This window comes from Streptomyces albidicamelliae (assembly GCF_025642175.1).
In the GTDB taxonomy this organism is placed as follows: domain Bacteria; phylum Actinomycetota; class Actinomycetes; order Streptomycetales; family Streptomycetaceae; genus Streptomyces; species Streptomyces albidocamelliae.
In genome coordinates this window covers 853,212-866,833 of the sequence record NZ_CP106795.1, presented here as the reverse complement: position 1 = coordinate 866,833, position 13,622 = coordinate 853,212, and the positions used below count along the sequence as shown (strand labels likewise).

10 protein-coding genes and 3 pseudogenes are annotated in these 13,622 nt (G+C 71.4%); 6 read left to right on the top strand and 7 right to left on the bottom strand.

Annotated features, from left to right (window positions below):
- The 4 genes and pseudogenes from N8I86_RS04205 to N8I86_RS04190 all read right to left on the bottom strand — a co-directional run bounded on the left by N8I86_RS04205 (window position 1) and on the right by N8I86_RS04190 (window position 5,510).
- Window positions 1–1,364 (bottom strand): annotated as a pseudogene (locus tag N8I86_RS04205) (maltokinase N-terminal cap-like domain-containing protein).
- Between the two features lie 30 nt (window positions 1,365–1,394).
- Window positions 1,395–3,113 (bottom strand): maltose alpha-D-glucosyltransferase, encoded by a 1,719-nt coding sequence (gene treS, locus N8I86_RS04200; RefSeq protein WP_073894334.1) that lies wholly within the window; start codon window positions 3,111–3,113, stop codon window positions 1,395–1,397.
- A complete protein-coding gene (locus N8I86_RS04195; RefSeq protein ID WP_263277130.1) occupies window positions 3,110–5,101 on the bottom strand; it encodes an alpha-1,4-glucan--maltose-1-phosphate maltosyltransferase in 1,992 nt (663 codons plus the stop codon). Before N8I86_RS04195 ends, treS begins: the two co-directional genes overlap by 4 nt.
- Before the next feature lie 109 nt (window positions 5,102–5,210).
- Entirely contained in the window at window positions 5,211–5,510 is a 300-nt protein-coding gene (locus N8I86_RS04190) for a DUF5133 domain-containing protein (RefSeq protein WP_073894330.1), read from the bottom strand.
- A 303-nt stretch (window positions 5,511–5,813) separates the two neighbouring features.
- Between N8I86_RS04190 and N8I86_RS04185 the strand changes: the two genes are divergently transcribed.
- Both N8I86_RS04185 and glgX read left to right on the top strand, forming a co-directional pair.
- On the top strand, window positions 5,814–6,326 hold the full coding sequence (locus N8I86_RS04185) for a pep a2 (protein WP_073894329.1): 513 nt from the start codon (window positions 5,814–5,816) through the stop codon (window positions 6,324–6,326).
- Complete coding sequence (gene glgX / locus N8I86_RS04180) at window positions 6,323–8,467, top strand: glycogen debranching protein GlgX (RefSeq protein WP_107423710.1); 2,145 nt, start codon at window positions 6,323–6,325, stop codon at window positions 8,465–8,467. The genes N8I86_RS04185 and glgX overlap by 4 nt, the downstream gene beginning before the upstream one ends.
- Window positions 8,468–8,546: 79 nt before the next feature.
- Here glgX and N8I86_RS04175 read toward each other — a convergent pair whose 3' ends face one another.
- On the bottom strand, window positions 8,547–9,368 hold the full coding sequence (locus tag N8I86_RS04175; RefSeq protein WP_073894328.1) for a VOC family protein: 822 nt from the start codon (window positions 9,366–9,368) through the stop codon (window positions 8,547–8,549).
- A gap of 157 nt (window positions 9,369–9,525) precedes the next feature.
- Between N8I86_RS04175 and N8I86_RS04170 the strand changes: the two genes are divergently transcribed.
- The gene (locus N8I86_RS04170; protein WP_073894327.1) at window positions 9,526–9,837 is read left to right on the top strand and encodes an ANTAR domain-containing protein; all 312 of its coding nucleotides are present in this window, start codon (window positions 9,526–9,528) and stop codon (window positions 9,835–9,837) included.
- Window positions 9,838–9,869: 32 nt separating this feature from the next.
- Here N8I86_RS04170 and N8I86_RS04165 read toward each other — a convergent pair whose 3' ends face one another.
- On the bottom strand, window positions 9,870–10,664 hold the full coding sequence (locus N8I86_RS04165) for an RNA polymerase sigma factor SigF (protein WP_073894325.1): 795 nt from the start codon (window positions 10,662–10,664) through the stop codon (window positions 9,870–9,872).
- A gap of 250 nt (window positions 10,665–10,914) precedes the next feature.
- Here N8I86_RS04165 and N8I86_RS04160 point away from each other — a divergent pair.
- The 3 genes and pseudogenes from N8I86_RS04160 to N8I86_RS04150 form a co-directional block, all read left to right on the top strand.
- Window positions 10,915–11,238 (top strand): annotated as a pseudogene (locus N8I86_RS04160) (MarR family winged helix-turn-helix transcriptional regulator); the annotation flags it as partial.
- A gap of 466 nt (window positions 11,239–11,704) precedes the next feature.
- Window positions 11,705–11,914: pseudogene (locus N8I86_RS04155) on the top strand (ABC transporter permease); the annotation flags it as partial.
- A 191-nt stretch (window positions 11,915–12,105) separates the two neighbouring features.
- Window positions 12,106–12,630 carry a hypothetical protein gene (locus N8I86_RS04150; RefSeq protein ID WP_073894322.1) on the top strand — a complete coding sequence of 175 codons (525 nt, stop codon included), beginning with the start codon at window positions 12,106–12,108 and terminating at the stop codon, window positions 12,628–12,630.
- Window positions 12,631–12,669: 39 nt separating this feature from the next.
- On the opposite strand, the gene hemC is transcribed toward N8I86_RS04150, so the two are convergent.
- Complete coding sequence (gene hemC / locus N8I86_RS04145) at window positions 12,670–13,605, bottom strand: hydroxymethylbilane synthase (protein ID WP_073894321.1); 936 nt, start codon at window positions 13,603–13,605, stop codon at window positions 12,670–12,672.
- Window positions 13,606–13,622: the final 17 nt, after the last annotated feature.

Sequence of the window (13,622 nt, the reverse complement as noted above, 5' to 3'; positions counted from 1 at the left end):
TCAGCCTCCCCACACGGCGAGTCGCTTGATCGCCGCCATCGGTACCGGCAGCCAGTCGGGCCGGTGTCTCGCCTCGTACAGCACCTCGTAGACCGCCCTGTCCGTCTCGTGCGCGCGCAGCAGCGCGTGCTTCTTCCGTGGGTCCCAGCCGGCACGGGCCGCGTAGCCCGCGCAGAACGCCTCCCGGCAGCGGCGCGCCCATTCGGGTCGCCAGGGGCGGCGCTGCCGGGCCGCGTAGTCGAAGGAGCGGAGCATCCCCGCCACGTCCCGCACCGGGGACTGGGGGACCCGCCGCTCGGACAGCGGCCGGGACGGCTCGCCCTCGAAGTCGATGACGAACCAGTCCCGGCCGGCCCGGAGCACCTGCCCGAGGTGCAGGTCCCCGTGGATGCGCTGAGCGGCCGGGCCGGTGTCGCAGGTGGCCAGCGCCCCGAACGCGGTCCGCAGGCCCGGTACGAAGGGCCGCAGCCCGGGCACGGCGTGCGCTGCCGCGTCCAGCCGCGCGCACATCGCCTCGGCCGTCCGGCCGTTCTCGCCCGGCCCCGCGGGCGGGAAGGCCTCCGCCAGCGCCAGGTGCACCTCGGCCATGGCCCGGCCGAGCTCGCGGGCCTCTCCGGTGAAGTCGTCACCCGCGGCGAGCGCGCGCAGGGCCAGCGTCCAGCCGTCGGTGGCGTCCGGCAGGAAGGGCTGCAGCACGCCGAGCGTCGCGGGCTGCGGCTCGGTCGTGCCGAACCAGGCCACCGGCGCCGGCACCCGGGTGCATCCCTGGGCGGCCAGGGCGGCCGACACCTCGAGGTCCGGGTTGACGCCGGGCTGGATGCGGCGGAACAGCTTCAGGATGTACGCGTCGCCGTACACGATCGACGTGTTGGACTGCTCGGCGTCCAGCAGCCGCGGCGGCAGCCCCCGGGCAGGTGCGCGCCCGGATCCGCCTCGAAGCGCAGCGGGCCCGCCGCGCCGGGCTGCCGCAGCCGCTCCAGCAGCAGGTTCGCCGAGCGGGGGTCGTGCAGCGCGTCGTAGACCGCGAGCCCCGCGAGCGGGCCCTCCACCGCACGCCCGATGTACGCCCGTTCCAGCCGCGGCACCGGGTTCTCGCGCAGCCCCAGCAGCAGTTGGTAGCAGTCCCCGGGCGGGGGAGTGCCGCCGGGGGTGGGCACGGGCGCGTGGGAGGCGTGGACCAGCAGGTGCAGACAGCCGGGGAACAGCTCGGTCACGGACAGCACCGACAGCTCGGTGACCGGCCGGTCCTTGCCCGCGAACCAGCGTTGCCTCGGCAGCCACTCGCGCAGCAGCGCCCCGAGCGAGACCAGCGGGCCGTCGACGCCGACGGCGGTTCTCGGTCGGGGAGTGATGGTCTTCGGCATGGTGACGCGTCCTTTCCTCGGCGCCGGGGTTCAGCGGCGGCGGCCGATGCGGGATGCGACTCGGGTGAGCCGGAACCAGTAGAAGCCGTGGCCTTGCAGGGTGAGCAGGTAGGGCAGTTCACCGATCGCCGGGAAGCGCACACCGCCGATCAGTTCGACGGGGTGCCGTCCGTCGTAGGCCCGCAGGTCGAGCTCGGTGGGCTGGGCGAAGCGGGAGAAGTTGTTCACGCACAGCACGAGGTCGTCGCCGTACTCGCGCAGGAAGGCGAGCACCGCCGGGTTGGAGGACTGCAGCTCCGTGAATGACCCGAGTCCGAAGGCGGGGTTCTGCTTGCGGATCTCGATCATGCGGCGCGTCCAGTGGAGCAGGCTGGACGGGGAGGACATGGAGGCTTCGACGTTGGTGACCTGGTAGCCGTAGACGGGGTCCATGATGGTGGGCAGGAACAGGCGTCCGGGGTCGCTGGAGGAGAAGCCGGCGTTGCGGTCGGGTGTCCACTGCATGGGGGTGCGGACGGCGTCGCGGTCGCCGAGCCAGATGTTGTCGCCCATGCCGATCTCGTCGCCGTAGTAGAGGATCGGCGAGCCGGGCAGGGACAGCAGCAGGGCGGTGAACAGCTCGATCTGGTTGCGGTCGTTGTCGAGCAGTGGGGCGAGGCGGCGGCGGATGCCGATGTTGGCGCGCATCCGCGGGTCCTTGGCGTACTCGGCCCACATGTAGTCGCGTTCCTCGTCGGTGACCATTTCGAGGGTGAGCTCGTCGTGGTTGCGCAGGAAGATGCCCCACTGGCAGCCGGCCGGGATGGCCGGGGTCTTGGCCAGGATCTCCGAGACGGGGTAGCGGGACTCGCGGCGGACGGCCATGAAGATGCGCGGCATGACGGGGAAGTGGAACGCCATGTGGCATTCGTCGCCGCCGGAGGCGTAGTCGCCGAAGTAGTCGACGACGTCCTCCGGCCACTGGTTGGCCTCGGCCAGCAGCACGGTGTCGGGGTACTGCGCGTCGATCTCCTTGCGCACCCGCCTCAGGAACTCGTGGGTGGCGGGCAGGTTCTCGCAGTTGGTGCCCTCCTCCGCGTAGAGGTAGGGGACCGCGTCGAGACGGAATCCGTCGATGCCCAGGTCCAGCCAGAACTTCAGGGCCGCCAGGATCTCCTCCTGCACGGCCGGGTTCTCGTAGTTCAGGTCCGGCTGGTGCGAGAAGAACCGGTGGAAGTAGTACTGGCCGCGCACCGGGTCGAAGGTCCAGTTGGAGGCCTCGGTGTCGACGAAGATGATCCGGGCGTCCTGGTACTGCTTGTCGTCGTCGGCCCACATGTAGTAGTCGCCGTAGGGCCCGTCGGGGTTCTCGCGGGACTCCTGGAACCACGGGTGCTCGTCACTCGTGTGGTTCATGACGAAGTCGATGATGACGCGCATGCCGCGCTGGTGGGCGGCGTCCACGAACTCCACGAAGTCGGCGAGGTCGCCGAACTCGGGGAGCACCGCGGTGTAGTCGGAGACGTCGTAACCTCCGTCGCGCAGCGGCGACTTGAAGAACGGCGGCAGCCACAGGCAGTCCACGCCGAGCCATTGCAGGTAGTCGAGTTTGGCGGTCAGGCCCTTCAGGTCGCCGACACCGTCGCCGTTGCTGTCCTGGAAGGACCGGACGAGGACCTCGTAGAAGACGGCTCGCTTGAACCAGTCCGGGTCCCGGTCCTTCGCCGGAGTGTCCTCGAACGTGTCCAGTACCGGTTCGTTGACGGTCATGAGGCTGCGGGCCCTCCGTTCTGGGGCGTCGATCGCCCGACGTGGAGCACGTGCGCCGGCGCGCTGCCGGGCGTCAGACGCACGTAGTTGGTCCTGCCCCAGTGGTACGTACCGCCCGTCAGTTCGTCGTGCACCGACAGGGCGTCGTGCCAGTCCAGGCCGAGTTGCGGCATGTCCAACGAGACCGTGGCCTCCTGGGTGTGCTGCGGGTCGAGATTGACGACCACGATGACCGTGTCCGTGCCCGTGCTCTTGCTGTAGGCGAGCACGGCGTCGTTGTCGGTCCGATGGAAGCGGAGATTCCGCAGGCGCTGTAGCGCGGGGTGCCGGCGACGGATGTCGTTGAGCCGGGTGATGAGCGGGGCGATGGTCCGGCCCTCGCGTGCGGCGGCCTCCCAGTCGCGGGGTTTCAGCTGGTACTTCTCCGAGTCCAGGTACTCCTCACTGCCCGGCCGCAGCGGGGTGTTCTCGCACAGTTCGTAGCCGCTGTAGACACCCCAGGTGGGGGAGAGGGTGGCGGCGAGGACGGCGCGGGCCTCGAAGGCGGGCCGGCCGCCGTGCTGGAGGTGGGCGTGCAGGATGTCCGGGGTGCTGGGGAAGAGGTTGGGGCGCATGTAGGCCGCCGCCTCGCCGGACAGCTCCGTCAGGTACTCCGTCAGCTCCTGCTTGTCGTTGCGCCAGGTGAAGTACGTGTACGACTGCTGGAACCCGACCTGCGCGAGGGTGTGCATCATCGCGGGCCGGGTGAACGCCTCGGCCAGGAAGATCACGTCCGGGTCCCGGCCGTTGATCTCGCCGATGACCCGTTCCCAGAACACGACCGGCTTGGTGTGCGGGTTGTCCACCCGGAAGATCCGCACCCCGTGGTCCATCCAGTGCCGCAGGACCCTCACGGTCTCGGTGACGAGCCCGTCCATGTCCGCGTCGAAGGCGATCGGGTAGATGTCCTGGTACTTCTTCGGCGGGTTCTCGGCGTAGGCGATGGTGCCGTCCGGACGGTGGTGGAACCACTCCGGATGCTTCTCCACCCAGGGGTGGTCGGGGGAGCACTGCAGGGCGAAGTCCAGCGCGATCTCCAGGTTCAGCTTCCGCGCCTCGGCGACGAAGAAGTCGAAGTCCTCGATCGTGCCGAGGTCCGGGTGGACGGCGTCGTGCCCGCCCTCGGGAGAACCGATGGCCCAGGGCACGCCCACGTCGTCCGGGCCGGCGTTCAGCGTGTTGTTGCGGCCCTTGCGGAAGGTCGTGCCGATCGGGTGGATCGGCGGCAGGTAGACGACGTCGAAGCCCATGTCGGCGATCGCCGCCAGCCGTCGGGCCGCGGTGCGGAACGTGCCGTGCGGCCGCTCCGCCGTGCCCTCCGAGCGCGGGAAGAACTCGTACCACGAACCGAACAGCGCCCGCTCACGCTCCACCAGCAGCGGCATCGCGTCGGATGCCGTCACCAGGTCGCGCAGGGGGTACCGGGTGAGGAGTTCCTCCACCTCCGGGGCCAGGGCGGCCTTCAGGCGGTCGTGCACCGACAGCGAGTCGTCGCCGAGGGCGTGCGCGGCTGCCAACACCCGGTTCCGCTCGGGGCCTTTGGGGACGCCCGCCGCCGCACGCTCGTACAGCTCGGCGCCCTCCTCCAGCACCAGACCGGTGTCGATGCCGGCCGGCACCTTGATGGACGCGGTGTGCCGCCAGGTGGCCAGCGGATGACTCCACGCCTCCACCCGGAAGGTCCAGCGGCCGGTGGCGTCCGGAGTGATCTCGGCGCCCCAGCGGTCGCTGCCCGGGGACAGCTCCCGCATCGGAGTCCAGGGGCCTCGGCGGCCCTGGGGATCGCGCAGGACCACATTGGCACCCACGGCGTCGTGCCCTTCACGGAAGACGGTGGCCGTGACCTCGAAGGTCTCACCGATCACCGCCTTCGCCGGGCGCCTGCCGCACTCCACGGCCGGCCGGACGTCGCGTACCGGTACACGGCCGATGGCCGGGGTCCTGCGCATGTATCTCACCTCCGCCGTGCGCGAAGCCGGGCACGCGGCCCGGCTTCGCGATCCGAGACGGGCCGAATCGGATCGGTCCCGTGGGGGGAACGCCTTGTACGGTGCCAGGTCAGGGGCTTGGCGCCGTGGAACGCCGCTCCGGTGGCTGCGCTCTTCTGCCCGTCCGGCGCGACTGCGGCCGTCCGTCCTGCTCGCGCAGGTAGGTGACCAGGTTGGTGCGCAGATAGCGCTCGGCCGCGTCCGCGGCCTCGCGGGCGCACCGTTTGCCCATCAGAACGCACAGCGTGTAACCCGAGTCCTCGAAGGTGGCCCGGACCGTGCGGTCGTGGGGCGAGGCGAGCATCACGCGCTCCCACGCCCGGTAACGCCGCAACTGCCGGGCCACTTCGGCCTTGGCGGGTAGCAGCATCGCCCTCTTCACCCTCCACGCTCTCGACTGGGCGCGTTCCCGACGGTCGGGTGGTGTCCGCGCACGGGAAGGCGCGGCACCGTTACGGCGATCGAGGCTTTCACTTATGGTGCACGCACGATGACGCAGCGTCTTGTTGGAGCTTCAACCATTTGGTGTGTCGGGTGCTCGTGTTGCACGAATGGCGTAGTGCCCGCATCGTGAAGGTGACTCAGAAGCGATAACCGCTCACGCTATGTGTCCGGGATCCCTCCCGGACGGGGCAAGGGGAGCGAGAGCTTCGCCGGTGAGGAGCAAGCGACGATGAAGACCGCAGTGCCCTGCTACTACCACCTCGACGTGGAAGTCAGTCCGGAACGAGTGGTACAGGTCAGCCGCATCCTGGCCGCCCACCTCCGCTACTGGGACCTCGAGAACCTCGTGGCCCCGGTCTGCCTCGGCGCGGAACTGCTGCTGAGGGCGATCGACGAGCACGCGACCGACAAGCACACCTCGATCGAGATGTGGTGGAACGGTCAGCACCTGATCACCGCCTTCGGCGACGACGACCCCGATCTGCGCCCGGACCTGGACCTGCGGTCCTGCCTGGCGGACATCGCCGCGATGAGCGACGGCTGGGGGTGCTGTGCCTCCGACACCGGCAGCAAGATCATCTGGTTCTCGCAGCGCGCCCGTTCCGGCGAACGCGTCCCGCTGGTGCCCACCGCACCCGAACCCGCCCTGCGCACGGGCCTCCGCGTGCCGCGCGCCTTGCGGACGGCGGTGCTGGCCGCGCCCGCGCCGGCCGGTGACGGCGCCCTGGAGGGCAGCCGGTGACCGCCCGCAAGAAGCGTGCAGGGGTGCCCGTGTGGAGCGGGCACCCCTACCCGTTGGGCGCCTCCTTCGACGGACAGGGCACCAACTTCGCCCTGTTCAGCGAGGTCGCCGAGCGCGTCGAGCTGATCCTGGTCGCCGAGAACGGCAAGGAGACCCCGGTACGGCTGCACGAGGTCGACGGCTTCGTCTGGCATGCCTACCTGCCCGGCATCGGCCCCGGCCAGCGCTACGGCTTCCGCGTGCACGGCCCCTGGCAGCCCGCCCTCGGCAACCGCTGCAACCCGGCCAAGCTGCTGCTCGACCCGTACGCCCGTGCCGTGGACGGCCAGATCGACAACCACGCCTCCCTGTACGAGCGCGCCCCGGACGGTCCCGCCCCGGCCGACAGCGCGGGCCACTCCATGCTCGGCGTGGTCACCGACCCGTTCTTCGACTGGGGCGACGACCGCCCGCCGCGGACGCCGTACGCGGAATCGGTCATCTACGAGGCGCACGTGCGCGGCATGACCCGCACCCACCCGGACGTGCCCGAACGGCTGCGCGGCACCTACGCCGGACTCGCCCACCCCTCCGTCGTCGAGCACCTCACCTCGCTCGGTGTGACCGCGGTGGAGCTGATGCCTGTCCACCAGTTCGTGCAGGACGGTGTCCTCCAGGACCGGCGGCTGTCCAACTACTGGGGCTACAACACCATCGGCTTCTTCGCCCCGCACAACGCCTACGCCGCCTTCGGCAGCCTCGGCCAGCAGGTCAACGAGTTCAAGGCGATGGTGAAGGCGCTGCACGCGGCCGGCCTCGAAGTCATCCTCGACGTGGTCTACAACCACACCGCCGAGGGCAACGAGATGGGCCCCACGCTGTCCTTCCGGGGCATCGACAACGCCTCGTACTACCGCCTGGTCGACGGTGACTGGGCGCACTACTACGACACCACCGGCACCGGCAACAGCCTGCTGATGCGGCACCCCTACGTACTGCAGCTGATCATGGACTCGCTGCGGTACTGGGTCACCGAGATGCACGTCGACGGCTTCCGCTTCGACCTCGCGGCCACGCTGGCGCGGCAGTTCCACGAGGTGGACCGGCTCTCGGCGTTCTTCGACCTGATCCAGCAGGACCCGGTGATCAGCCGCGTCAAGCTGATCGCGGAGCCCTGGGACGTGGGCGAGGGCGGCTACCAGGTGGGCAACTTCCCGCCGCTGTGGTCGGAGTGGAACGGCAAGTACCGGGACGCCGTACGGGACTTCTGGCGCGCGGAGCCCGGTTCCCTCGGCGAGTTCGCCTCCCGCCTGACCGGCTCCTCCGACATCTACCAGCACAGCCGGCGCCGGCCCCGGGCGAGCGTCAACTTCGTCACGGCGCACGACGGTTTCACCCTGCGCGACCTGGTGTCGTACAACGACAAGCACAACGAGGACAACGGCGAGGACAACCGGGACGGCGAGAACCACAACCGGTCCTGGAACTGCGGCGCGGAGGGCGACACCGACGATCCCGCCGTCCTCGAACTGCGCGCCCGCCAGCAGCGCAACCTGCTGGCCACGCTGCTGCTCTCGCAGGGCATCCCGATGCTCTGCCACGGCGACGAACTCGGCCGCACCCAGGGCGGCAACAACAACGCCTACTGCCAGGACAACGAGATCTCCTGGGTCGACTGGGAGCTGACGGAGGAACAGGGCTCCCTGGTGGAGTTCACCCGGCGCCTCATCGGCCTGCGTGCCGCGCATCCGGTGCTGCGCCGCCGCCGCTTCTTCCGCGGCGAGACCGCGACCAAGGCCGAGCAGCCGCTGCCCGACCTCATGTGGATGCGGCCGGACGCCCGCGAGATGACCGACCGGGACTGGCAGCGCGGCGACGCGCACTCGGTCGGCGTGTTCCTCAACGGCGACGCCATCGCCGAACGCGACCCGTACGGGCGCCGCATGACCGACGACAGCTTCCTGCTGCTCGTCAACGGCTACTGGGAGCCGGTCGACTTCCGGCTGCCGGGCGACGCCTTCGGCGAGCGCTGGACCACCCTCATCGACACCGCGGACCCCGACGGCGTCCCCGACGAACGCGAACGCAAGGCGGCCACGAAGCTCCGCGTGGAGGCGCGCAGCCTGATCCTGCTGTCCAGGCCGTCGAGAGCGGCCGGCTAGGCGCGGCCCCGGCCACCGGGGCCCGGCCGGCTCGCGGCAGGCGGCTCCCCGCAGGCGGAGGGTCCCCCCTGCGGTCCGGTCACCGGTGGCTGCGGGACGTCACGGTGAACTGCGCGCCGTCCGCGTCGCGCAGCACCGCCTCCTGCTCGTCCTCGCTCAGGACGCTGCCGCCGTGCTTCTCCGCCGCACGGGCGCAGGCGGCCACGTCGGACACGGCGAAGTGGATCTGCCAGTGCGGGCGCACGGAGGGGTCCGGGGCGGCCTCCACGGCGCCGGAGTCGATGCGCGCGACCACGTCCCCCTGGTAGCGCAGCAGCACCTCTCCGCCCGCGTACTCGACCTCGCACCCCGACACCTCGGACGCCCAGTCCAGGATCTCGCCGTAGAAGATCGCGGAATCGAAGGCGTCGCGGGTGTGCAGCCGGATGAAGGCCGGCCTGGCCCGCCGCCACACCTCCCAGTTGTAGACCAGCTCGCCCTGCCAGATGCCGAAGGTCGCCCCGTCCCGGTCCGCGAGGAGCGCGGCACGGCCCGGCGGGAAGGACAGCGGCCCCACGGCCGCCGTGCCGCCCCGCTCGCGGGCCCGGGCCACGGCCACGTCGGCGTCCGGCACGGCGAAGTACGGCGTCCAGGCCACCGCCATCTGCCACATCGCGGCGACGGCGGCGATCCCGGCCACCGGCACCCCGTTCGCGAGGGCGATACGGAAGTGCTCGCCGAGTTTCGCGCCGCGCCAGCGCCAGCCGAGGACGGCCGTGTAGAAGTCCTGCGTGGCCTCCAGGTCCCGGCTGGTGAGACTCACCCAGCACGGCGCACCGAAGACCGAGTGGGTGGAGACGACGTCCCGGCGCCTCGGCGCGCCTTCGCTCCGTCCGCAGCTGACAGGGGGGTCTTGGTTCATGGCAGTGCGTCCTGCTCTCGGTGCGGGGCCGGGCGGCCACCGGTCTTGCACCAGTGTCCGGCCGGAAGGGGGGAGGGTGCCTGTCGAGTACCCCGGGTGGCGGGGGTCAGTACCCCGGGGTGGCCCACCGCTGGGCCGTCCGCGCACCATGGGAGGCATGGGAGAGAGCGAAGCGGACCGCATCGCCGAGCTTCAGGCGGAGGTCGACCAGTTGAAGGAGGCCGTGGCCTCCCACGCGGTGGTCGATCAGGCGATCGGGATGATGGTGGCCTTCGGCCGGGTGACCCCGGACCAGGGCTGGGAGGTGCTCAAAGACGTCTCCCAGCACACCAACATCAAACTGCGGAACATCGCCGAACTGATCCTCGTCTGGGGGCGCCGGGGTGACATCCCGCCCGAGGTGCGGGCCGCACTGGAGGACGCCCTGGACCGCTACGGCCCCACGCAGGTACCCGGCGCGGACGCGTGACGTGAGGGGCCGGCGGGCCGCCGGGGAGGTGCTCAGCGGATCTCCGCGAGCAGTTCCTCGCGCAGCCGGTCGAAGCAGCTGCTGAGCAGCCGGGAGACGTGCATCTGCGAGATGCCGAGCTGGTCGGCGATCCGGCTCTGGGTCATACCGCGGAAGAACCGCAGGTAGAGAATGAGGCGCTCGCGTTCGGGCAGGGCGTCGAGGCAGGGCCGGACGGCGGCCCGGTCGACCACCAGGTCGAAGCCGGGGTCGGACGCGCCGAGGGAGTCGCCGAGGGCGTAACCGTCCGTACCGGCCACCTCGGCGTCCAGCGACAGCGCGGAGAAGCACTCCAGGGCCTCCATGCCGGTGCGCACCTCGTCCTCGGTGAGCCGGGTGTACGCGGCGATCTCGGCGACCGTGGGGGCCCGGCCGGACGTGGTCTGCGCGAGTTCCTTCGCGGCGCTGCGGACCCGGTTGCGCAGGTCCTGCACCCGGCGCGGCACGTGCAGGGTCCACATGTGGTCGCGGAAGTGGCGTTTGATCTCCCCGGTGATCGTCGGCACGGCGTACGCCTCGAACGCCCTGCCGCGCTCCGGATCGAAGTGGTCGACGGCCTTCACGAGTCCGAGGGCGGCCACCTGGTACAGGTCCTCCAGGGCCTCGCCGCGGCCGCGGAAGCGCACGGCGATCCGCTCGGCCATGGGGAGCCAGAGTTCGATCAGCTCGTCGCGGAGCGCCCGGCGCTCAGGACCGTCGGGCAGCTTCGCGAGCCGCTCGAAGGACTCCACCGTGTCGGGGGCGTCGTCGTGGGGATGGGGCTTGGTGCTGCTGCCGGTGACAGGCATCGTGCGCACCTCTCTCAGCAGGTGCTGAAGGGACAGACACCGCGGGAGGTGCGCTCGGACCAGGTTGTGACACCGGGGCGATCCGGCTGCGCCGGCTCCCACGGACGTGCCTCCTGTCCGAAGCACTTACGTTCGTTTTCCCCTTGGTGGACATCCATAAACAATTGAGTACATAAAGGACTTCGCGCGTTCCGGAGACGGGCTTGGGACATGTTCCCGGAGGAGCCGGCCGACGCGCTGGTACGCATCGGTCGAGGCCCGGCCGGGCATCGGCGTGTCGGCGGCGGCCCGGCGGCTGCACCTAACGGGCAACTCGGTGTCTACCTTCGTCAACCGGCTCGTCCGGGACGGATACCTCGTCCGGGATACCGATCCCGCCGACCGCCGCGCCGCCCGCCTGCTGCCGACCGGCGCCGCCGGGAAGCGGCTCGGGGACTGGCAGTGCCGTCGGGCCGAGCTGGTGGTCCGCCACGTCTCCCGGCTCGACGACGCCGACCACGAGGCCCTGCGCGCGGCCCTCCCGGCCCTGCGCAAGCCGGCCGCCACCCTCCACGAGGAGGCCGAGGAATCATGACGATCGACCCACGGCACGACCCCGTACCCCGGGGACGAAGCCATGGCCCACGCTTCGCGCACGGTGGGCGGCGGTCGGCCGGAAGCACCGGTCGGTGGAGCGGGGGAGCCGGGGGCTGAGGGGTCCGGTGCGGCCCCGCGTCGGCCGGGGCGCTCGGAGGGGTCGGGTGCGGCGCTCGGTGCGGTCGGGGGGGCGCGGCAGCGCCGGAGGAGGTGGCCTGGGCGGAGACCGCGGCCACGGTCGCGCGCGGGTCGGGGGTTCGCAGTGGCCGGCGGTGCCTGACGGCATTCCCGGAACGGAGACCGGGACGGCCGCGGTAGCGGGTGGCGCGGCGGTGCCTGAGGAGGCGACGGGGGCGGAGGCCACGGGCGCGGCTCGGCTCGCGCTGGGCGGGCCGGAAGCGGGGGTCGGTGGAGCGGCGGCGCCGGAGGCGGACGGCTCGGGTACGGCCCCGCGTCGGCCGGGGGGCTCCCACGCCCTCTACCCCGTTTCGGTGATGCCGGGCCGGCTCCGGGCCGACAGCACGGCCAACCCGCTGAGCTGTCAAGTCGACGCCCTGCGCGGCCTGCTGCTGGTCACACCCGCGCATCTCGCCGCCGACTACGGCGTGCTCGCGGTGGCCGCCGCCCTCGGCGTCGCCACGGCCTCCTCGCTGCTCGGCCGGCTGGCCCGCTGATCTTGCCCGGCGACGTGATGTGCGGCACGCCCGCCTCGCCCGCCGGACGAGGCCGCGAGGGGATTCTTCCTGCGCAGCGCTTGATCACCGATCAAAGCGGGTGAATTCCCTGGCCACAGCGCATTCTGCTCATTTGACAGTGCGCTGAGCACACAGATAAACAGCAGCTCTCGAAAGGCGAGAGGGGCACTGTGTACGAGCCGAACGTGGTCGGGGACTGGCAGGAGTACGACGAGCATGCCGGTCTGCGCGTCCGCGTCCACCGTCTGGAGGCCGCCGAGCCCCCGCGCGGACGCGACGACGCCGCCGTCGGGCTGACGTACTTCAGTGTCCGGGTGACGATCGAGAACCGCGGAACCCGGCACTACGGCATCCACCTGGAGGACGGCCAGATCGACGTGCGGGTCGGCCCCGACGGCGAGGGCGCCTTCATCGACTGGCGCAGCTCGCAGTTCATCGAGGGCTTCGACGTCTATCCGCTGCGCCGGGCCACCGCCGTGATCTACGCCGCCGCCCCCGAGGGCGCCCTCAGCCATGTGGACGTGCAGGTGCAGCTGCGGGTCGACGAGGAGTGGGCCGACCGCCGGCTGTGGGCGGGCGGCATCGGTGTCGCGGAGTCGGCCACGGCGGCCGCTTCCACGGGCACCGCGCAGGCGGGCCTCGCCCACCAGGTGAGCGCCTTCCTCAAGGACCAGACCGAGCCCGGCACCGCCTGACGCGAGCGGCGGTGCCGTACGGCCGGGCGGAGCGCGGGATCAGTGCGCGATGCCGTCGATGATCTCCCGGGCGCCCTGCCGCAGCAGCGCCACCGCCACCGAGGTGCCGAGCGTGGCCGGATCGAGCCGGCCCGCCCACTCGTGGGCGTTCAGCCGGGTCTTGCCGTCCGGGGTGAACACACAGGCCCGCAGCGAGAGTTCACCGCCGCGGTCCACGCGCGCGTAGCCGGCGATCGGGCTGTTGCAGTGGCCCTGCAGCACATGCAGGAACATCCGTTCGGCCGTGGCCTCCCGGTGGGTGTCCGGGTCGCCGAGGCCGCTGACCGCGTCGATCAGCTGCCTGTCGTCCTCACGGCACTGCAGAGCGAGGATGCCCGCCCCGATCGGCGGCATCATCGTCTCCGTCGACAGCACCTCGCTGATCACGTCCGTGCGGCCGATCCGCTCCAGCCCGGACGCCGCCAGCAGCAGCGCGTCCGCCTCGCCGGCGGCCAGCTTCTCCAGCCGCCGGTTGGCGTTCCCGCGGAACGGCACGCACTCCAGATGCGGGTGCGTGGCGGCCAGCTGCGCGATCCGGCGCACCGAGGAGGTGCCGATCCGGGTGCCGGCCGGCAGCTCGTCCAGCCCGAGTCCGCCCGGGTGCACCAGCGCGTCCCGGATGTCGTCCCGCTTCAGGAACGCGGCGAACACCGTCCCCGCGGGCAGCGGGCGGTCGGCGGGCACGTCCTTGACGCAGTGCACCGCGAGGTCGGCCTCCCCGGCGAGCAGGGCGGCGTCCACCTCCTTGGTGAACGCGCCCTTGCCCTCGACCTGGGACAGGTCGCCCATCCACTTGTCACCGGTGGTCTTCACGGGGACGACCTCGGTCCGCACCCCGGGGTGCAGTACGGCCAACTCGGCGCGTACGCGCTCGACCTGAGCCAGCGCCATGGGCGAGTCGCGGGAGACGATACGGATGAGTTCCGGCACAGACATGGGGGACACGATAGACC

Excerpts from the sequence above, each read along its gene's own strand:
- hemC (WP_073894321.1), bottom strand. The coding sequence starts at position 13,605 with ATGTCTGTGCCGGAACTCATCCGTATCGTCTCCCGCGACTCGCCCATG.
- N8I86_RS04190 (WP_073894330.1), bottom strand. The coding sequence starts at position 5,510 with ATGCTGCTACCCGCCAAGGCCGAAGTGGCCCGGCAGTTGCGGCGTTAC.
- N8I86_RS04165 (WP_073894325.1), bottom strand. The coding sequence starts at position 10,664 with ATGCCTGTCACCGGCAGCAGCACCAAGCCCCATCCCCACGACGACGCC.
- N8I86_RS04195 (WP_263277130.1), bottom strand. The coding sequence starts at position 5,101 with ATGCGCAGGACCCCGGCCATCGGCCGTGTACCGGTACGCGACGTCCGG.
- treS (WP_073894334.1), bottom strand. The coding sequence starts at position 3,113 with ATGACCGTCAACGAACCGGTACTGGACACGTTCGAGGACACTCCGGCG.
- N8I86_RS04175 (WP_073894328.1), bottom strand. The coding sequence starts at position 9,368 with ATGAACCAAGACCCCCCTGTCAGCTGCGGACGGAGCGAAGGCGCGCCG.
- N8I86_RS04185 (WP_073894329.1), top strand. The coding sequence starts at position 5,814 with ATGAAGACCGCAGTGCCCTGCTACTACCACCTCGACGTGGAAGTCAGT.
- N8I86_RS04170 (WP_073894327.1), top strand. The coding sequence starts at position 9,526 with ATGGGAGAGAGCGAAGCGGACCGCATCGCCGAGCTTCAGGCGGAGGTC.